12 protein-coding genes and 1 pseudogene are annotated in these 22,268 nt (G+C 44.9%); 8 read left to right on the forward strand and 5 right to left on the reverse strand.

Going from position 1 to position 22,268, the window contains the following annotated elements; all coding sequences use genetic code 11:
* The 5 genes from AC3RV5_RS19665 to AC3RV5_RS19685 form a co-directional block, all read right to left on the reverse strand.
* Positions 1–1,641 carry a glycerol-3-phosphate dehydrogenase/oxidase gene (locus tag AC3RV5_RS19665; protein ID WP_489729267.1) on the reverse strand — a complete coding sequence of 547 codons (1,641 nt, stop codon included), beginning with the start codon at positions 1,639–1,641 and terminating at the stop codon, positions 1–3.
* A 23-nt stretch (positions 1,642–1,664) separates the two neighbouring features.
* Positions 1,665–3,137 (reverse strand): SLC5 family protein, encoded by a 1,473-nt coding sequence (locus AC3RV5_RS19670; protein ID WP_489729268.1) that lies wholly within the window; start codon positions 3,135–3,137, stop codon positions 1,665–1,667.
* A gap of 117 nt (positions 3,138–3,254) precedes the next feature.
* Complete coding sequence (locus AC3RV5_RS19675) at positions 3,255–4,019, reverse strand: SapC family protein (RefSeq protein WP_489729269.1); 765 nt, start codon at positions 4,017–4,019, stop codon at positions 3,255–3,257.
* A complete protein-coding gene (locus tag AC3RV5_RS19680) occupies positions 4,016–5,554 on the reverse strand; it encodes a tryptophan halogenase family protein (RefSeq protein WP_489729270.1) in 1,539 nt (512 codons plus the stop codon). Before AC3RV5_RS19680 ends, AC3RV5_RS19675 begins: the two co-directional genes overlap by 4 nt.
* A gap of 193 nt (positions 5,555–5,747) precedes the next feature.
* Positions 5,748–8,507, reverse strand: a complete 2,760-nt coding sequence (locus AC3RV5_RS19685; RefSeq protein WP_489729271.1) for a TonB-dependent receptor — start codon at positions 8,505–8,507, stop codon at positions 5,748–5,750.
* Between the two features lie 521 nt (positions 8,508–9,028).
* Here AC3RV5_RS19685 and AC3RV5_RS19690 point away from each other — a divergent pair.
* The 8 genes and pseudogenes from AC3RV5_RS19690 to AC3RV5_RS19725 form a co-directional block, all read left to right on the forward strand.
* Positions 9,029–11,185 (forward strand): alpha-galactosidase, encoded by a 2,157-nt coding sequence (locus tag AC3RV5_RS19690; protein WP_489729272.1) that lies wholly within the window; start codon positions 9,029–9,031, stop codon positions 11,183–11,185.
* Positions 11,186–11,371: 186 nt separating this feature from the next.
* The gene (locus AC3RV5_RS19695) at positions 11,372–12,571 is read left to right on the forward strand and encodes a dipeptidase (RefSeq protein ID WP_489729273.1); all 1,200 of its coding nucleotides are present in this window, start codon (positions 11,372–11,374) and stop codon (positions 12,569–12,571) included.
* Between the two features lie 653 nt (positions 12,572–13,224).
* On the forward strand, positions 13,225–14,415 hold the full coding sequence (locus AC3RV5_RS19700; RefSeq protein ID WP_489729274.1) for an efflux RND transporter periplasmic adaptor subunit: 1,191 nt from the start codon (positions 13,225–13,227) through the stop codon (positions 14,413–14,415).
* A 3-nt stretch (positions 14,416–14,418) separates the two neighbouring features.
* Complete coding sequence (locus tag AC3RV5_RS19705; protein WP_489729275.1) at positions 14,419–17,580, forward strand: efflux RND transporter permease subunit; 3,162 nt, start codon at positions 14,419–14,421, stop codon at positions 17,578–17,580.
* Positions 17,573–19,015, forward strand: coding sequence for an efflux transporter outer membrane subunit (locus AC3RV5_RS19710; RefSeq protein WP_489729276.1), 1,443 nt, complete (start codon positions 17,573–17,575; stop codon positions 19,013–19,015). Before AC3RV5_RS19705 ends, AC3RV5_RS19710 begins: the two co-directional genes overlap by 8 nt.
* A 72-nt stretch (positions 19,016–19,087) precedes the next feature.
* Positions 19,088–19,771 (forward strand): response regulator transcription factor, encoded by a 684-nt coding sequence (locus AC3RV5_RS19715; protein ID WP_489729277.1) that lies wholly within the window; start codon positions 19,088–19,090, stop codon positions 19,769–19,771.
* Entirely contained in the window at positions 19,768–21,072 is a 1,305-nt protein-coding gene (locus AC3RV5_RS19720) for a sensor histidine kinase (protein WP_489729278.1), read from the forward strand. Before AC3RV5_RS19715 ends, AC3RV5_RS19720 begins: the two co-directional genes overlap by 4 nt.
* Before the next feature lie 217 nt (positions 21,073–21,289).
* A pseudogene (locus AC3RV5_RS19725) lies at positions 21,290–22,201 on the forward strand (ISAs1 family transposase); the annotation flags it as partial.
* Positions 22,202–22,268: the final 67 nt, after the last annotated feature.

Consider the following 22,268-nt stretch of genomic DNA (forward strand, 5'->3'; position numbering starts at 1 on the left):
TCACGCTACCACATCTTGCTTGGCGGCGACATCATTAGTCAAGCCACTGATGTATTCTTGCAGCTTAAACTCTGCCTGATCTCCAAACAATATTTCACAGGCTTCTTGCAATCCCGGGGCGCTAATAATGTCTTTCTGGCGCACTACCAGGGATATTTTGGAGCGCCGACGCAGAAAATCTTCTAATTTTGTTACCATTTCACGCTGGGCTGCGTGCTCAATTTCCACCCGAAGGTATTCAGAATTTTCGATCAATAACTGGGCTTTTTCGGGGTTCTCACGAATACTCTCCAACATATTGATGGCGTTGCGCCCGTAACGCCGCCAGAAACGTGTTGTCAGAGGCTCCGACGATGTTTGCGGGGTGAGGGCGTCGAAGTTCATTAACTTGGCACGGTGGAAGAACTCGTCACGCACCGTATCATCAGGCTCGCCATACCACTTAAAATCAGCATAAAGCAGGTCGATACCAAAGCTTTCAACTATGCCAGCCACTTCATCACCGACATTAATACAATCCGTTAGTTTGCCGCCAAAAATAGACATGTACTGGTGCTGGGCATTTTTGTCGATCGCGTGTTTACGTGACAACTGCACCCAATCGGCTTTACCACCTGTGCCTTTTATCGCCAACGGACGCACACCGCAACGCTCGGCAATCACGTCTTCTTTAGTCAGTGGCTTATCCAGCACCAATAGTTTATTGGCGTTATCCAACACAAACTGACGGTCTTGCTCTGTTACATAGGCGTAAGGACTGTCCACTTGTGTATCGGTCGTACCTATACAGGTTTTAGGCCCCATGGGAATAACAAAAAACAAACGGCCGTCATCGGCGAAAAAGGTCAACACTTTATTGCTATCCGTTACGCGATCAACAATTAAATGAATGCCTTTTGAGAATACGTGGTGGTGCTCAGTCGTCTCACCGTTTACCACATTTAACGGATCAACAAAGGGACCAGCGGCATTGATCAGTACTTTTGAGCGTATTTCAAACTCTTCGCCGCTAATAGTATCTTTGGCTTTGGTCAGCCAGACGCCATCGACGCGTGTTGAACCTAAAGATTCAACGTAGTTAGCCGCAATGGCGCCATAACTCATACTTGAGCGAATAAAGTTAAAAACAAAGCGCGCATCATTGTCTTGCAAATACGCATCCGAATACTCAAAACCACCCGTGACATTCTGGGTATTAATCACGCTTTCCAATGCTTTGATTTTACTGCCCGATAAATAGCTGGGCATTTTAGTGAAAAAACGCCCCATCATCCAATACAACAATGTGCCCATATAAATAAATAACACAGGGAAACGAAAGCCTTTTTGAATGCTGGTCAAAAAACGGATCTCTTTTACTGTAGACGGGTAGCTGCGCATCAAATGATTACGGCTCTTACACAGCTTGTTCACTAAAGCATATTCGTAGCTTTCCAAATATTTAATGCCGCCCCAGGCTAAATTAGAAGAATTAGAACTGGTAAAGCCGGCAAAATCACCTTTATCGATCAAGGCCACTTTCACACCTTTGGCGGCCAGGGCCGCAGCCGACACCGCCCCATTGATGCCACCACCGATGATCAACGCATCATAGGTGCCCTGAGGCAACTTTTGTATATTACTTGTTCTAAGAGTTGTCATCTTTTATCCAATAATTTAACTATTCATGCTTCAGACGAGGTCTGCAAGCCATCATCACTGCCCCAGGCAAATTCCGCTTTACCACCGAAGACAAATTTATTAACTAATAGTGCAAAGCTTACACAAGCGATCAAGGTAATGGGCATAACATGGATGTAGTGCCAGCTTAACTTAATCGGTGAGAAATCGAAGGTAAGCAAGGCATACATGAAAACACCCATGATAACTGCCGCAATACCCGCTCGGGCATCGACATTTTTGAAGGCCAGGCCCACTATAAAGATAGACAGTATAGGCATACTCAATAGACCATTCAGTTGCTGCAACAAGTTAATAATGCTTTCTGCTTGCTGATAAATGGGCACTAACACCAAAGTCAATACCGTTAACAAAGCCGTTACCCAGCCACTCAACTTCACCACATTGGGATTTTTGTTGAAGTAGGCTTCGTGAATATCACACACGTACAACGCCGTGGCTGAGTTTAACAAGCTGTTGTAAGTCGATAAAACTGCGGCAGCCATTGCCGCTGCAAACACACCAGTCAGCCACAGGGGCATCACATCACCCACAATACGACCATAGGCTGTATCACCAATATCGCCATATAACTTATAGGAGACAATACCTGGAATAACGATAATTGCCGGGACGATAAGTAAACGTATGCCACAAGCTGCAAAAACCCCTTTTTGTGCTTCTTTTATGTTGGGCGCCGCCATCGCTCGCTGAGTAATCGTTTGATTAGTCCCCCAGTAATACATTTGAATTAATAACATACCGGTAAACAAAGTATGCCATGGAACGGGTGAGTCATCGTCCCCCAGCAGAGTTAAGCGCTCAGCCGGGATCCCCGAAAAGTCATAATCAATCGCATTCAAAGCAAGAAACACCACCAACACCGCCATAGACAGCAACAGTACGCCGGAGTAGGTATCAGATACCGCCACGGCTCGCAAGCCACCGAAAATAGCATAAACTGCCCCAAGTGCCGCAAACGCAATAGCAATATACATCAGTGGAATATCCACGTTAAACATGCTTTGCATAAACAGCGAACCAGAATAAATTACCGCAGGCATATAAATCAAGGCGTTACCTAAGAAAAAAAGCATGCCAATCACCGCGCGAATATGTTTGTTTTGATAGCGTTTTTCAAGCAACTCAGTGGTCGTAGTGCATTGATACTTGTAATACACAGGTAGGAATACTTTTGCCAAGATAATCAATCCCACCACCGCTGAAAACTCCCATACAGCTAGCAATGCCATTTGATTGCCGTTCATGCCAACAAGCTGATCAGTGCTTAAGTTGGTTAGCGTGATAGAGCCCGCAACAAACATCCAACTTAGGCCACCACCTGCCAAAAAATACTCCTTATTTTGCTCATCTTTACCTTGTCCCCGTCCATGACCTCGGCATTTCAAATAAGTTAACAAACCAATAATGGCCGTCACCAGAGCAAATACAACTGCTTGGATCATATTTTCTGACATTTTGTGTTTCCTCTAACAGTCGCGACTTTGATAGTCGCCTAAACCGTTGTTAACTAATAATTATGGTAGATACAACTGAGGCATCGGCCAAACACGTATAGGTTGCTATGGGTATAATTACGAGGCAGCGCGGTTTTTTGCGACCTCAATTTTCAATTGGCTAATTTTATTAACGTCATGTTGTTGATTATGTTTTCTGAGTAATAGATTTAATTGATAAATCGACAGCAACATCCCGTGAATGGCAATCAAATAACCATTTTTGCTTAGCTCACTTAACATCGAAGCGGACAACACGTGTAACTTGTCTTCGTCGATGGTGTACAAGCCTGACAAGGTGTGCGTTGCGCCGTCTGCATAGATAATTACCAGGTCGATGCATTTGAGTAGCCCCAACTCCTCGGCCTGAGAAGCGAACTTGACAGTATCGGTATCGTGGGTGATGTCTGCTTCTAGAAGGGTTTTGCTCTTACTTAAGAGCAAAGAAGCATTGCCGTTGTTTTCAAACACCGCTAGCCCCACGTCCGGAGAAAACGCACGACTATTTTCATCTATGCCTATGGTGTAACCTCGGGCTTCCCTTGGAGATTGCATGAGAAAAAACGGATAGGTCTGCAAAATAGTGGGCTGATAAATAGCACACCACTGATTTTTCTCAACAAACAAGTTGCGTCCATTTTCAAAACTGCTTAATGCCGACAATACCCAACTGCCGTCATGGGCGTTGCGGGTAAAAAAGACCGGGAAATTGGTCACAGCCTTGCTCACCTCAATGGCACGCAAGCGCATAATTTGTTGTGTACTGGCAAACTCTGTCAAATATTCTACTTTCAATTTAAGAGCGTTATGCTGGGTATTGCTAAGTTCGACTAATGTGCTCATCTTATATTTTGCCTCTGTTTTTCAGTACTAAGCCAGCGCTCAATATATTCCCGGTGAGGCGGAAGCGTTTGCAACATCTGCTGTGTAAGCTGATGATTTCTCTGAATGATTTTGTCGGCTTGAACTTGTTGATTATAAAGATAGGCTTGGCGAGAAAAATCGGGTTTAAAGCCCATACCGTACAATACATATTGGTAGCTGGCAGCAGGAAACAATTCAACTGCGCTATCAAAATCACTGGTGACCGGGCCACGAAAGTGCCAAAGCGCCAGATCATCCTGGAGGCTCTGAGGAATAGAGGATGGCGCACAATGGGCTTGCCAATAAGGTTCAGGCCGTTTGGTCAACATATAATGCAACTTCAAAAAATCAATAATACGTTGCCAGCGGTAATCCATCTGTTGATTGAAACGCTTGGCGGTAATGGGCATTACAACTTCATCTGGGGGCAGGTTTTCGGCAATATAACGGGCGGAAATTTCCACCAACATAATGGCAGTCGCCTCCAACGGCTCAACAAAACCGGCAGACATACCCACAGCCACGCAATTATGTTTCCAAAATTGTGCTCTATGTCCACTGGCAAAACTGATTTTGCGTGCATTGATACCTGTTGCCGCATCCCCCAAGTAATGACGCAAATTGGCTTCGGCCTCATCATCACTCAGATAATCACTGGAATATACATGGCCCACTCCCCGTCTATGGGTCAGCCCTATATCCCAGATCCAGCCGGCCCGTTGGGCAGTGGCAATAGTATGACTGGCTATTGGGCTGTTGCCCTGTGCATAAGGGATCTGCATGGCTAACGCAGTATCGTTAAACAACACCTTATCAGCTGGAACAAAGGGAACATTCAACGCTTTGCCTAACAACAGGGACGCAAAACCGGTGCAGTCGATAAATAAATCTGCGCTTATCTTTCCTTGCCCTGTTACACACACAGCGTCAATACTGCCATCTGCCGCCAACAAGGTGTCTTGGACTGTGCCGACTATATGCTCAACTGCCAAATTCTGTTTACAATGGGTTTTCAACAGTTCGGCAAAGGCACCGGCGTCCAGATGATATGCGTAGTTACACTGGCCCTTGTATTCACCTTCCGCCATGGTTCTGGGGGCCAACCCGGCTTCACAAATAGGCTGTTGAAAATTTGATTCCACAGCGTAATTTTCGATATTGGATACGTAGGGTGCCAGGTCAATTCGCCCGTATCCTAATGGCACAGTAAAAGGATGATAGTAAAAATCACCATTACCGTGCACCCAATCGACAAATTTCCCGCCCTGTTTGAAGGCAGCATGACAGGTTTGAAATACGTCGTTTTCTTTAAGACCGATCTGCTGCAGGGTATTTTTCATTGTCGGCCAAGTGCCTTCACCTACACCGACAGTGGGAATATCAGAGGACTCAACCAATACCACCTGTAGACCACAACCTGTCTCCCTTTGGTGATGCGCGGCAACTATTGCCGCGGTCAACCATCCAGCGGTTCCCCCACCTACTATTACTATTTTTTTGACTGCATTTGACATGGGTGGAACGCTATCCGCTTCAATAAATTAAGACACTATTCTTATCTAAAACAGTACTGTATAACACTGTAGATACACCAGCAGTACTGTTTTAGATAAAAACGGCCCGGACAGTATTGCCACAGGCCATTCAACACACACAAAATAAACATGGCAGGCTAAGTACACAACCAGCCAAGCTATTTACTAAACCCTAAAACTTAGCACGAACGCCAACAGCATAGCGTGCACCGTTGTCTTCGATTGAATATATTTGATTATCGAAACGACCGGTTTGTACTAACTCTTCTTCCGTTACGTTAATACCTTCAACAAACACAGTGAAGTTTTCATTGATGTCGTAGCTTGCACTTACGTCCCACTGACCAAATGTTTGGGTATTAATAGGTTCGCCATTAAAACCATTGTCAACATTGCGCAAGAAAGATTCCCGGTTGTTGAATGCAATACGTGCTTGCCAGTTCTCTTGCTCGTAAAACACAATCAAGTTTTGAGAATCACCTAAACCTTCCAGAAAATCAGTATCAGCGTTCACAACGGTAGCGTTAGCCATTACACCAAAACCATTTTCGAAAACGTGCGTTAACGCTACTTCATAGCCGGTCACTTTAGTGGCCTCACTGTTTTGCGGACGGCTAACATTGTAGATTTCGCTTGAACCGTTTAGCTCATCGGTGTTTGCAACCACGTCAAAACCAGGACGGGTTGGATCCAACGACAAACCAACAGCACACAAATCATCGCCGCTGTCGTTGTGACATCTGAAATCATCAGCAGTTTGACGGTCAGAGAAAGAGTAAGTCTCCTCACCGGTCAAAGTTACGATAAAATCTTGAACTTCTTTACTGAATACTGCGAAAGTGAAGTAACTCGCATCAGCGTAGTACCACTCAAACGATAGATCCCAGTTTTCCGAAGTAAAGGGTTTAAGTGAAGGGTTACCGCCACCTGCTGTTAAGTTTTGACGTCGAGGTTCGTTGAAAGACGTCGCCGGAGATAACTGAGACATAGTTGGACGTGTCATTGAGTCATATACCGAGAAACGTAAAACCATTTCATCGTTGAGATCCAATTTAACGTTTACGCTAGGTAGCAAGTTCGCGTAGCTATCACCTTGTTGAATATCCGTAGCTGGGCCGAATTCGTTAGAAAATAAAGTCAAATCAGAAGTAGGTACAACATCCTTGATAAAACTTTGCACCGCAGCAACCTTGATATCAGTCTCAGCATAGCGCGCACCAACATTTACTGATAAGGGCATATCGCCTATATCGTAAATGAACGTGAAATCTACATATAAGCTAGTGACATCTTCATTTATGGTGTAACGGTTATTTTGTAAGCTGGTCTCGATAGGATTGCCAGACTCCGCTAAGAAATCCACATAGGCGTCGCCATCATAGGTGTAGAAAGTGTCGATTAGGCCAGGGAAGAAGTTTTTAGCAGTAAAAGATTCAAAACCGATCCTATCAATCGGTGCTGGTGTGCCGTATCCACAGAAAGCACATTGGTTGCCAAAAATTTGGAAGGCCGACTTTTCACGCTCTTGGCGATAAACACCAAATTGTGCTTTTTGAAATACATCTGAATCGGTTAGGTATACGAAATCCGCTTTAAATTCGTTGATTTCATCTTCATCGGTACCTACGTTTCCTTTCTCATTGTAATGCAAACGAGCGCGATTGGCGTCGGGTAGCGCGCCATTTTCAAAGCCGTCATGTTGAACGGTTGGCACACTGCCCGTGCCGTCAAAGACGTAATTATTGATGATACCCACTACGTTGAAACGATCTTTACCAGCACGGTCGTTTTCCGCTGAAGACGTTGATACGTCGAAGGTACCTTTAAGTTGAGGCGTGATATCCCATTTAACATTTACACCGAAACCGTCGCTTTGTGAATCACGTGAATTACGAGTATGTGATACAAAGTCACTGGCTGGATCGCCACTGCCTTGATGCAAACCAACCACTTGATTGAAGGTCAACAATGTACCCGTTTCTGCATCGATTGTAGCACTACCAACGCGATCAGGTTCAAACCAAGAAGCCAAATCAGTGACTTGCGAATCCACTTCAAATTTTGATACGAAACCGTCAACAGTAATGCTAACTTCTTCGGATGGCGCAAATTGAAACACTAAACTTGCGTTTGTGCGCTTACGCTCTTGTTGATCGACGGTTTGATCCCAGTTACGAGGGATGTAGGCATTGGTAAACAACACACCATCATCACGGTTCGAAATCTCTTGACCACCACGCCAACCGGCTGTGCTGATTTGATTGATCTGTACATCGCGCTCTTGACGACTTACGGCTAACAACACGCCCATTTTGTCATCGTTAAATGTATTGCTAACTAAAAATGACGCCGAGGGCGACGTTTCTTCAGATAGGCTTTCGTACATGCCTTTCACTGACCCAATAAGCTGGAAGCCTTCGTAATCAAATGGACGGGCAGTCGATACGTTAATCGTTGCTCCGATGCCACCTTCTTGAAGATCGGCGCGGGTACTCTTGTATACGTCAGCACCGGTAATTTGATCCGCTGCCAGAACGTCAAAGTTAAATTCACGACCACCGCTGTCGGTTGCAAGTTGACGTCCATTAACTAAAACAGTATTGAACTGTGGACCAAATCCACGCACGGTAACGGCTTGCCCTTCCCCGCCGCTGCGATCGATAGATACCCCAGTAATACGTTGCAGCGATTCGGCCACATTCAAATCCGGGAATTTACCCAAATCTTCTGCAGCAATACCGTCAGAAACAATAAGAGATTCTTTTTTGTCAGACATGGCGCGTTTTAAACTACTGACGATACCGCGAACTTGAATCACTTCTAAATTGCTGTCATCTGTCGCTTCCTGGGCGATTGCGTGCATAGATAAACCAGCAACGCTTGGTAGTAGTAAAGCGGTTTTAACCGCCGTCCAAAGATATGATTTTTTCATGGGATGTGCCCCGTTGTGTCCTGTTAATAGATGTGTTCGTTTTATGCACTGCACAAGATTAGCGTTGAAATATTATTACTTGCACAGCTATAGACTTATGCAGATTGGCTCGCCTACTGATATGTATGTTAAATAGTATTAATACAACTTGTCAACATAGGCGCAACATTATCAAGCTAGTCAACTCTAACGAAATAAACCAGTTTATTTCACATAAAACAAAGTAAAACAGTTAGTTAAACTCTAAAGTAGGGAGTTTGAGGCATTGAACGTTGACTTTATATTTCTCACTGAAACCACTATATTTGTTTAAACTTTTTGCCCAGGTTAATTCAAGGTAAACTAGCTGTAACGCCTACTTACACGCTCGTAGAGCTATACTAACCGCCAATTGAGCTTGGGATATTCGTCAGGGTATCGGTAACGATAATTTAAATAATACTATTTATATGTTTTTAAAAACGTTTAAAATGTAAAATTATTCTTTATCGTTAAATTCATTCCTAATGTAAGGATCCAAAATGACGCAACCTGCCGCACAATTCATTGCATTACATGGGCGCAACAGCAGCCTTATACTCGACGTCGGGTATCCAGCTGCACAAATCATTTACTGGCGCGCTAAATTATCTGCGCAAACAACGGGCGAAATGATGCGTGCGTTACGATTGCGCCAAGAAGCGCCGGTATCCTCCAAAGACGAACTCAAATTGAGTATTACGCCGACTTCGGGTCAAGGTTTCACAGGCTCACCCGGTTTGAGTTTACATGGCGAGGCCGACCAATGGGCGGTCAATCCTAAATTTCAAAGCGTTGAGCAGCCCGATACACAGAGTGTTGTTGTCACCAGCGTAGATGCTGCCCGTGGAATGAGTGTCAGCGTAACTATTAAGCTTGATGAAAAGAGCGATGTATTAACCTTTAGTACAACGGTGACCAATGACTCGCCAAAAGCCGTGACTATTGATTGGTGTGCTGCGGCTACTATTCCAACCCCACGAGATTTCAACCAGATCGTTGGTTTTGAAGGCCACTGGGCGGGCGAATTTCAGCAACACTCCTTAGAGCAGTTTTTTGGTTCATATGTACGTGAAAACCGCCGGGGAAAAACCTCTCACGACAGCTACCCAGCGCTATTATTGCACCCTAAAACGACTGACCAAGCCCAAGGGGAGGCCTACGGGTTTCATTTAGGCTGGAGTGGTAACCACAAGATTGTTGCTGAAAAAATGGCCGATGGCCGCGCTTATGTGCAAATAGGTGAGTTGTTGTTCCCTGGAGAAATCAGCCTGGGCAGCGGGCAAAGTTACCAATCACCCACGTTATTTGCCAGTTACAGTAATCAGGGGTTATCGGCCCTTTCACGACAATTTCATCGCTATGTTCGCAGTCATATTATCCGTCAAAGCGTGCACGACAAGCCACGCCCAGTGCATTACAACACTTGGGAAGGGATCTACTTCAAACATGACCTTGCCACATTAAAAGATTTAGCTGAACGCGCGGCCCAAATGGGTGCGGAACGTTTTGTGTTAGATGACGGTTGGTTTAATGGTCGTGATGATGATACCGCTGGCTTAGGCGACTGGTTTGTTGACAAACAGTATTACCCTGAAGGCTTAACCCCCTTGATCGACCACGTTAAAGCCCAAGGTTTAGAGTTCGGTTTATGGTTTGAACCTGAAATGGTTAATCCAGATAGTGACCTTTATCGTCAACATCCACAGTGGGTGCTGGGCAATGAAATCGACACACAAATCGATTGTCGCAACCAACTCGTATTAGATTTATCTCGTTCAGAGGTATTTGATTTTCTATATGAGCGCTTGCATACGTTACTCACCGAATATGACATCAGCTATATAAAGTGGGATATGAACCGAGATTTAAATCATCAAGGTAATCATTCTGGTAAACCTGGTGGTCACAACCAGATCCATGCTTTTTATCGCTTGCTTGATACGCTTCGAGCCGCTCACCCGAAAGTTGAGATTGAAAGCTGTGCCTCTGGCGGTGGCCGAGCCGATTATGGCGTACTGGCCCGTACTGACCGGATATGGACCTCGGATTCAAACGATGCTTTAGAGCGTTTGAAAATTCAGAACGGATTTTCGTATTTTTTACCCTCGGAATTAATGGGCTCCCATGTCGGCCCTCGTGAATGCCATATTACGCACCGCACAGTAAGTATGGAAATGCGTGCATCCGTAACCTTGTTTGGGCATATGGGTATGGAAATGGATTTACGTGAGCTCACAGATGCAGAAAAAGTCGAGCTCAAAGCCATGACTGATTTATACAAGCAACATCGCGCCTTGGTGCACAGCGGAGAACTGTTCCGCCTTGAATTGCCTGCATACATGAATGGCTTAGGCATTGTGGCTGAAGATAAGTCCCAGGCATTATTCTCTTGCAGTTTTATCGCTTGTAGTGATGCAACTTTGCCGGATCAGTATCTATTCAGCGGTTTGCACAAAGAGACGCTGTATAAGGTTGATATTATTTGGCCGATTAAGAACGTTGATAAATGGCCAAAATCAGCATTATTTGGCTTCGCAAACCATCTTGACGCCGTAGATGGACAAACCTTCAGTGGGGAAATTCTGATGCAATTGGGTTTGCAACTTCCGCTATTAACCCCCCAGAGTAGTTTATTGTTCCACCTCAGTAAAATCTAAGTCTCTGCTAAAAGTCGCTATTATGTGAACCCATAATAGCGGCTTTACATTACCTCGCGATCCTTTATACCATCAGTTTACCGGTTACTCGTTTTTGACAAATGGTTGATGCATACTGCACTGTGGTAAATGCAATCTCTCAAACGCGTACATCCTTTAATATAAGTAAAAACAATAAGGAACGACATGAAATATTTCGATAAAGCGAGTCTACTTTTCAGCACATCCATTTTTCTTGCCAGTCCGATAGCCTTAGCAATACAAGTATCAGACGAAGCTAAAACGTTGACCCAAAACACGATTTTGATCGACTCGCATATCGATGTTCCAAATAGGATCAACAAAAAATGGGTCGATGTGAGCCAAGCTACACCAGACGGCGATTTTGACTATCCTCGCGCTAAAGCCGGTGGGCTAAACGCGCCTTTTATGTCAATTTATGTGCCGGCCAGCCTTGACGATTCCACAGAATCAACGGCTCGGGCACACAAATTGATTGATTACGTTGAAGCCTTAGTCGGCCGCGCCCCAGACAAATTTGCCTTGGCCAAAACCGTTCAAGATGTGCGACAACAGTTCACACAAGGCCTGATATCTTTGCCTCTGGGCATGGAAAATGGTTCACCCATTCAGGGAGATTTGGCCAATTTACAGACATTCTATGACAGGGGTATCCGCTATATCACCCTGGCCCATTCACAAAGTAATCACATCTCGGACTCGTCCTATGACATTCGTCGTAAATGGAAAGGTTTGAGTCCATTTGGCAAAAAGCTGGTCAGCGAGATGAATAATATCGGCATCATGGTTGATGTCTCACATATTTCAGATGCGGCATTCTATCAAGTACTTGAGGTGAGCAAGGTACCAGTGATTGCTTCACACTCATCTTTACGCAGTTTTACCCCTGGATTTGAGCGCAACATGGACGACGACATGCTCAAGACTCTGGGGAAAAATAATGGTGTGATCCAAATCAACTTCGGTTCCAGTTTTGTTAGTAATATGGCACAAAATTGGCGGAATAAGATGAAGACAAAACAAAAGACGCTGGAAGAAAGTGCAAGCCTAAACAGTGAGAAATCAGCTACTTTTGAGCAGGACTACAGGGCAGAAAGCCCCTACCCTTACGCCACCCTGGATGCTGTGCTCGATCATATCGACCATGTGGTAAAACTAATCGGCATCGATCATGTCGGTATAGGCTCTGATTTTGATGGTGTGGGTGACTCGTTACCAGAAGATTTGAAAGATGTGGCTAGCTACCCCAATCTGGTCCAGGGCCTGCTGGATCGCGGCTACTCGGCGCCAGATATCAAAAAAGTATTAGGCGGGAATTTCTTGCGAGTATGGCAAGCCGTGGAAGACTACAGCGCAGCTCATTAATTAGCTTAATTCAACCGCCAGCTTGCGCTATAAGCTGGCGGATGTTCCTCCGTTCAGTTACCCCGATAAAACAACACTCCCGTGCCCCATCTCTCAGTAAAATCAGGCCAATGTGCGGTCAGTTTGCGATTTGGCTCCCTAACCTGAGTAATATCTTGCCGCTTGGGCAAGTAAGCACAGCGCTCTATGCTTTGATTGACATAGCAATCCAGAAACGCCAGGCTCATATGTTTATTGATCCGGTTTAGCTGTTCAATGCTCCAGCTAGGTTCAGCGTAGTGCCTAGAGGATGACAGGCGAAGTTGTGAGGTAACAGATAGACGTCCGCCGCCACCCGCGCAACGTTGAATCGATGCTAAATAATTTTATTTTCCACTAGCAGACATTCACGTCATTTTCAGCTAAGTGATCAATACAATAAACATCTAGAAAATCAGTGGAGATGCAGGGGTTAACGCATATTACCTTTTAATTGATTTCATTGGTCTGTTTATCCTTAGGGATGGAAAAAAACCTTAACCCGGCCTTAACCTTAACCTTGTTATGCTTTCACCAATTGTAGGTTTTTACACTTTTTCATTAATGCGTAGCACGAATATTAAGTTGTTTTAGCCTCATCTTTTGTTTGCGTATTTAACGAGGAATGCTTAATCATGAAATCTTCAATATACATCGGGGGGCTGCTACTAATAGCAACTCTGCTAAGTGGTTGTCAACAAGACAAAGCACCAGCGCGAGGCGCATCGGTACCGGCAGTGTCTTATATCACAGTAACCACTGCCCAGCATAACATCGACACCCAAATGCAAGGACGTGTAGTGGCCTCGTTAAGTGCTGAAGTGCGTCCTCAGGTGGGTGGCATTATTCAACAGCGTTTATTTAGTGAGGGTAGTTTAGTCGAGCAAGGGCAATTGCTTTATCAAATTGATCCCGCGACCTATCAGTCTGCCTACAATGAAGCCAAAGCCAATTTAAATAGTGCCAAGGCATCGGTCGAAACGGCTAAATTAAAAGATCAGCGTTATGCTAATTTATTGCAGTTTGAAGGTGTTTCGCAACAAGATGCTGACGATGCTCATGCATCCTACCTCGAAGCTAAAGCGAATATTGAAAAGTACCAAGCCGCTTTAGCTAGCGCCGCTATTAACCTTGAATTTACCAAAATCACTGCGCCGATATCGGGTCACATTGGTATATCTAACATGACTGCTGGGGCCTTAGTTGCCGCTCAGCAAACTGCGGCTTTAGCCACGATACGGACTTTGGATCCTATTTATGTGGATATGAAAAAAAGCAGCAAGGAGCTGCTAAAACTGCGCCAGTTGATGAGTGAAAGTGGGGTCATACAAGGCAGTGCTGCTGTATCACTTACCTTGGAAGACGGCACTGAATATGGCTTTAAAGGTCAGTTAAAAATGCAAGAAGTCTCAGTTGATGCTGCGACGGGGACTGTTACCCTGCGTGCCGAATTCCCCAATCCTGATGGCATATTATTACCCGGCATGTTTGTGCGAGCACAAGTCAATGAAGCTGTTGATAAAAATGCGATATTGGTGCCCCAGCAAGGGGTTTACCATGCGGCAACGGGAGACACCTATGCCTATGTGATTAACGCCAATAATGTCGTCGAAAAACGTATTCTTGAAACCGTTAATGCGGTTGATAACCAGTGGTTGATTGCCAGTGGTTTGTCGGTAAATGATAAGTTATTGGTTGAAGGTTCTGGCAAAGTGCGCCCAGGCAGCACAGTAAGTGCGGTAGAAGTTCAAATGGGTGACAGTGGCGTGATGGTCACAGTAGTCAAACCTGATGCCGATGACTTTACTGCTCAAGTGGGAGTATAAGCCATGTTAGCGCGCTTTTTTATTGATCGCCCCGTTTTTGCTTGGGTTATTTCTATCGTTATTATGCTCACCGGTATCGCGTCGATTATGTCGTTGCCTGTGGCACAATATCCCAGTGTTGCACCACCGGTTATTCGTATTAGTACGAGTTATACTGGTGCAGATGCTCAAACCGTAGAAAACAGTGTTACCCAGATACTTGAGCAGCAACTCACAGGCCTTGATGGACTTTTGTACTTTTCATCGTCGAGTACCTCTGATGGTGGGGTGTCGGTCAATATTACCTTTGAAGAAGGTACTGACCCCGATTACGCTCAAGTACAAGTGCAAAACAAGGTACAACAGGTCAACTCACGTTTCCCCGAGTCTGTGCAGTCTCAAGGGGTGACGGTCACCAAATCAAATTCCGACTTTTTATTGGTGACAGCCGTATATGACGAAACCGATCAGGCTTCAGCCTTTGATATTGCTGATTACATCGCATCGAATATGGAAGACTCCATAGCGCGGATTGAAGGCGTCGGCGATGTCAGAGTGTTTGGCTCTCAATATGCAATGCGTATTTGGTTAGACCCCAATAAATTGGCGGCTTATGAATTAATGCCCTCAGATATTACCAGTGCTTTGAACGCCCAAAACATCCAAGTACCGGCGGGTAAAATTGGCGCGGTACCGACCTTGGCAGATCAAGAGCTGAACGCCACAGTAACCGCACAATCAATGATGTCAACGCCAGACGAGTTTCGCAATATCATTATTAAATATGATGCCGATGGCGCTAATGTGCTCTTGAGTGATGTTGCTCGTGTAGAGATTGGCAGTGAAAGTTATGATTCTATTCCGCGCCTTAACGGTCATCCTGCATCGGGTATTGCTGTTATGTTGTCGCCTGGGGCAAATGCACTGGAGACGGCAACACGGGTAAAAAACAAAGTCGCCGAACTTGAGGTAAATTTACCTGAGGGTTACCAAGTCACTTTTCCACGGGATAGCACCGAATTTATCAAAATTTCCATTAGCGAAGTGGTACAAACCTTAGTTGAAGCGGTTGTCTTGGTCGTATTGGTCATGTGGCTGTTTTTGCAAAATTGGCGAGCAACATTGATCCCAGCCATCGCGGTACCTGTAGTATTGCTTGGTACCTTTGGGGTGTTATCTGCCTTTGGTTATTCAATCAATACGCTAACCATGTTTGGCATCGTGCTGTCTATCGGCCTACTGGTTGACGATGCGATAGTGGTGGTAGAAAACGTAGAACGTTTGATGCGCGAGAAAAACTTATCCCCACGGGACGCGACCATAGAGTCCATGTCTGAAATCAGCTCTGCTCTAATTGGCATCGCGGTGGTGTTATCAGCGGTATTTTTACCCATGGCATTTTTTGGTGGCTCGACAGGGGTTATTTATAAGCAGTTTTCAATTGCGATTGTATCGTCGATGACCTTATCTGTGATTGTTGCCTTAACACTCAGCCCAACCTTATGTGCCAGCATGTTAACTAAAACTCAACATAATAGTGCAGGCAAGGGATTTTTTGCCGGTTTTAACCGCATTTTTGACCGTATGACGGCATCTTACACCGGCTACGTACAAGGCATGATTACCCGTAAAGTGCGCTGGGTTTTAGTCTATGGCGTTATCGTTGTGGTGCTTGGTTTACTTATCGTGCGCTTGCCTACTGGCTTTTTACCCCAAGAAGATCAAGGTAGTACCATGTTTCAGATTAATTTACCGCCGGGAGCATCGATTAAACGTACTCGAGCGGTGGCCGAACAGGTGGAAAAATATTTAGTAGAAAATGAATCTGATATTGTACTTCGAGCCTTTTCGATTTCAGGCTCTAATTTCGCTGGTAGCGGCCAAAATGCCGGTATGGGTTTTGTATCATTGACGCCATGGGATGAACGCCTAAGTGAAGATCAAAGTGCCGATGCACTGATCGAACGCATGAACAAAAACCTCTCGAGTATTCGTGATGCCAGTGTATTTGCTCTGTCACAACCCCTTATCCAAGGTTTAGGCCAGAGCAATGGTTTTACCTTTGAATTACAGGCGGGTGCAGGTACCAGTCGTGAAGAGTTAACGGCATTAAAAAGTGAGTTACTGAGTAAGGCGCAGCAAAGCAATCTGCTCACAGGAATTCGTGAAGGGGCCTTAAGTGATACCCCACAGCTGAAAATTGATATTGATAATGGTAAAGCTAGCGCTCTTGGTCTGTCGCTGTCAGATGTAGCAAGCACCTTAACCTCGGCGTGGGCAGGTACTTACGTGAATGATTTTGTCGACAACGGCCGTGTAAAAAAGGTTTATCTGGCCAGTGATGCTGAATACCGTTCTAAACCTGAGGATTTAGGTGACTGGCATGTACGTGGTAAAAATGCCAGCGGCGACACTACCATGACACCTTTCTCTGCGTTTAGCTCTGCTACATGGTCAAGTGCTCCGCAAAGTTTGTCACGTTTTAATGGTATTGCCTCTTACCAAATACAGGGTTCTGCCGCTAGCGGTGTAAGTTCTGGTCAGGCAATGGCCGAAATGGAGCGCTTAACTGCAGAAGTCGGCCAAGGTAAGTTGAGCTACGCATGGAGTGGTTTGTCTTATCAAGAAAAACTGGCAAGTGGACAATCAACGACTCTCTATGCGATATCAATACTGGTGGTATTCCTTGCCTTAGCGGCATTGTACGAGAGTTGGTCTGTGCCCTTGTCAGTGATTTTAGTGATTCCACTAGGCGTCATCGGTGCAGCCATGGCAACCACCTTGCGGGGACTGGAAAACGACATCTATTTTCAAGTGGCCTTATTGACCACCATTGGACTGGCTTCAAAAAATGCTATTTTGATTGTGGAATTTGCTGAAGCTTCTTATCAGCGTGGTACCTCCTTAGTTGGTGCGGCGATGGAGGCAGCAAAACTACGTTTACGGCCGATTATCATGACATCACTGGCGTTTATGTTTGGTATTTTACCCTTAGCCTTATCATCGGGGGCAGGTGCCAACAGTCGTATTTCAATAGGTACGGGTATTGTTGGTGGAACTTTTACCGCCACCCTATTTGGGATCTTTTTTGTGCCCTTATTTTTTGTAATAGTACGCGGCATGCTCCCCAAAAGACGTCCCGTATATGCCGCTAACCTGACTAACAAAGAGAATGCTCATGATTAAGCTAGCACACAACTCACATCGCAGAGTTAGACTACTACCTATTGTTTGGGCCTTAATGTTGGCAGGTTGCAGTACACTCGCCCCAGAGTATTCGCGTTCTGAATTACCAGTGTCCAATGGCTGGGATAGTAAATCCAGTGAGCAAACATCTGGTTTGTCTGCTCAACAGGCCATGCAATTGCCGTGGAGAAGTTTTATTAAAGACGCACGTTTAACCCAGGTCATCGAGTTGGCACTGAGCAGTAACCGAAATTTGCGTCAAACTCTTGCCGATGTGGAAGCGGCACGTGCGACTTATCGTATTCAAAAAGCGGATTTGTACCCACAAATTGATGCGAGGCTAAGTGGTAATCGGTCAAAGACTTCATCAGGGAGTATTGCTACCTCCTATGTGGCCGAGGCAGGACTAAGTAGCTACGAAATCGACTTGTTTGGTAAAAACCGCAGCCTGAATGCCGTGCAAATGGAAGCGTATTTAGCCAGTGAAGAAACTGCTAAAGCAGCAAAAATTGCGCTTATCGCAGAGATAGCCAATGCATGGTTAACCTTAGCCGCCGATAAAAACCAACTTGGTTTGGCTCAAGAGACCGCTACAAACGCACAAAAAACCATGGACATCACTAATAAGCGTCTAGAGCTGGGCGTTGATTCAAGAATAGATGCGGCCAGTGCACAAACGATTTATTACAGCGCTCGTTCAGACATTGCTAACTATACGACTCAGGTAGCGCAAGATCTCAATGCTCTACGCTTGCTGGTTGGTGAGAAATTTGATGATAGCTTGTTGCCAGCCGAGCTACCCGATGGTGGAAGTTTGGTCACAGATGTGCCCGCTGGCTTGTCGTCGTCAGTGCTGTTGCAACGCCCTGATGTATTAGCGGCCGAGCACAATCTAAAATCGGCTAATGCTAATATCGGTGTTGCCCGGGCGGCGTTTTTTCCTAGCTTGTCATTAACTGCCACTGGTGGCGTGGCCAGTTCCGTATTGGCCGACATTTTTACTGGCGGTGCTAGCTCAATTTGGACTATTGCACCGAGTTTATCTTTACCAATATTCGATGGTGGAGCGAATGATGCTAATTTAGCCTACAGCGAAGCCCAGCAAAGTAAATATCTAGCTGCTTATGAATATGCTATTCAAAGTGCCTTTTTTGAAGTTGCTGACGCACTAGTCCGCAGGGCGACGATACAAGAGCAACTGGATGCCCAAGAAGCGCTAGTGGCAGCGGCGAGTCGCAGTTATGATTTGTCGCTGGCGCGTTATAAAGGTGGAGTGGATAGCTTTCAGAATGCACTTACTGCCCAGCGCACCATGTATAGTGCAAGGCAATCGCTTATTACCACCAGACTAGCGGATTTGGATAATCGCATTACTCTGTATCGTGTATTGGGTGGCGGATTAGCAGACAGTGAGTCTGGGCAAGTTGAAGGCTAAGTCTTTGCCTATTACCGCTGTCATTCCATGTGCTATTTTTTATGCAATGAAGTCCATAGGAATAATATCTTAATGAACGTATTACTGGTTGAAGACGACATTGATCTTGCAACAACCATTGTTGACTATCTCGAAATTGAGTCAATTGATTGTGATCATGCAAGCAATGGTTTAATGGGTTTAAGTTTAATAGAAACAAACCATTACCAAATGATTATACTCGATATTAATATGCCCAAAATGGATGGATTAACCCTGTGCAATACGCTACGAGCAAGAGGTATGGATACGCCGATACTCATGCTCACTGCCCGGGATAGTCTCGAGAATAAGTTGCAAGGATTTGCTGCCGGTAGTGATGATTATTTAATTAAACCTTTTGCCATGCAGGAGTTAGTAGCGCGAGTACAAGTACTTGCAAAGCGCCGCAGCGGCGAAGTCAAACGTTTAGTTTTGGGTGAACTAATACTTGAACTCAGCCAACATAGTGCCGTTTTAAACCACAAGACCTTAAAGCTTTCGCCTATCACTTTTAAATTATTAGAAGTTTTAGTCCGTGCTAGTCCTCAAGTAGTGAGTCGCCAAAGCATCATGCAAGCGGTATGGGGTGACGAACAACCCGACAGTAATAGTTTAAAAGTCCATATTTATCATTTGCGCAAACAGCTTGAAGCCGCAACTAGCAGTATCAAACTTGAAACCGTGCCAGGCGTCGGCTTTGCCATTAAAGAGTCTGTTGCAGGAGCGTTATCGTGAAAATTAGGCCAAGTCTTAAGCTGTATTTTTTTCTTAGTGTGGTATTGCTTGGTTCAGTCATGGCTATTGGTTTTTCTTTGTTAAGCGTTAACTATTTTATTGATGGGCTTGATCGAGGGATCAACATCGTCATGCGCGATTTAGCCAAAACCGTTGAGGTTGAAGATGGGCACGCAATAAGTGTCATTGGTTTTAATGTGGCGAGTCGTTGGCAAGATACGCCGGATATCATTCAGCAACGCTTTACATCATCCCCCACTGAGGTAGGCCAGCTACAAAAAATTAAAGAACAGACCTCAATTTTTTCTATACCTGAAAACATTTATTTTGTGGTTATGTATAAGAGTTCGCTAGGCGAGCAACGCTTTATATCAAAGGTAATCCTCGAAAAAGATCGTCCTGTCACTATAGACTCAAACTCAGCTTCAAATCGATTTTATTGGGCGTTTGTTACGGCTGTGACCGCCATTGCCTTGTTTGCCTTTTTTTTAGTGATGATTATGCAAAAAATAGTCAAACCTATCGAGTCTTTAAAAGACTGGGCCAAATCGCTAAACCAAGACAACCTGCAAAATTCGCCGCCAGATTTTAGCTATAACGAATTAAATGTATTGGCCTCCTTGGTACAAAGTAGTTTAATTTCGGCTCATCAAAGTTTAGAACGAGAGCAACGTTTTTTAAGTTACGCCAGCCATGAATTACGCACCCCTATTGCGGTTATTCGTAGCAATGTTGATTTACTGCAACGGCTCAATGAAAAAACGCCCTTGGGTGAAAAACAACAACTCACGTTACAGCGAATTCAGCGCGCGGGCTTAACTATGAGTGACTTAACTGACACATTACTGTGGCTTAGCCGGAATGACGAACAAGACGTTTTGCTAGAACCCATAAAAATACATGAAAAAATCAAACAATTATGCGCTGAGCTCGATTATTTACTTAATGCAAAAAAGGTTGAGGTTAATTTAGACACTGAAGAATGTAGCGTGAATGTACAAGCCACAGCGTGCCATATTGTATTAAACAACCTGATCCGCAATGCTTATCAACATACACAATATGGGCAAGTGCATATTGAACAGCGGGGTAGTCGTGTCACTATCATTAATAGTAACAACAGTGATGATAATGCCGAGCCTAAAGCGGGAACGAGTAAGACTGAAGTCGCTTTTGGGTTCGGTTATGGTTTAGGTTTGCAACTCAGCGAAAAAATTATTAAGCGCCACGGTTGGTTTTATGTAATAACAGATACGCAAGGGCGTTATCAGGTAACGGTTGATTTTGATTGTAATAAATAGCCATTGATAAGTAATAATTGAGTGTTTTTGCGATTTAAATTCGGCCTTAATATAACGCTTTGTTGTAAATCGCCTAAGGTCTAACTGAGTCACTAATACGTTTCTAAGTGCCCTCTAGTCGGGGTGAGGTCCTAACGTTTTGATATATAATTTCCATGCTTGCTCACATATTGATATAAAACTTGGGAATTCCTATTGTTTTACATGAACAGCTCAGTTGTTAACATCTTCAAAGACCGTTACGAGCCTCATTAGCCGTTTGAAAATCATTACCAACCATCGTCACGACATCAATTTAAAGCACAACCTCGTTGATGTCATTTTTCTCACCCTGTCTGCTGTACTTAGCGAGGCAACGGGGTGGAAGTCCATCCAAGAGTTTGGTGCTAGTCAGCTTGAGTGCCTGCGTGTTGATCGTTGATTCGAGCATGGCATTCCCAGGCATCATTGTATTGCTACCATCATCAAAACACTCGATATTGACGTGCTACTCCAAGCAGTTTTCGGGTGGATAAATGAGCGGCGCTAGCTTGAAGACAAACAAATCATCGCCTTAGATAGCAAAACCACACCGGGAGCGTGGCGCAAGGAAACGAATCAAGCTCTGCATGTGGTCAGTGCGTTTGACGTCGGCAGAGGGAGGTACTCTATCAGGACTGCTCCAACAGCAGAGACACTGACGGTGACTTCGTCATCCAGCTGAAGGGTAATATACCGACTTTGAGCCGACATACCCAAGCTTGTTTTGCCGAGCAGTATGATATCCCTGATTTCGCCATCTTCGAGCAAAAAAATTATGGACACGGACGCCGAGAAAAGCGCACGGTGATGCAATTGGAAGCCGCTTTACCAAAAGAGTTAAAGCAGAAGTGGCCGCACATTCGCACCATTATTGAGGGCGCAAGCGAGCGCTGTGTGAACGGCGTCAGTGTCTGTTCATCAGGTGGGTATGTTGGCTCATTACCGACTGATGCCGGCAAGCTACCGCAATAATAAGAGACCACTGGGCGATCGAAAAACAACTCCATTGGGTGCTGCATGTGGTTTTTCGAGAAAGGTGGTAGACCCAACAGGTGCAGCTCATCTGACGCTATTCAAGATCGCCTGTCTGGGCGTGATAAAGCAACATCAAGACAAGAAAGACAGCAAGGCCGCTAAGCGACGCGCTGTTGCTTGGAGCCCCGATTTTAGGGCGG

The organism is Paraglaciecola sp. IT1134 (genome assembly GCF_058068185.1).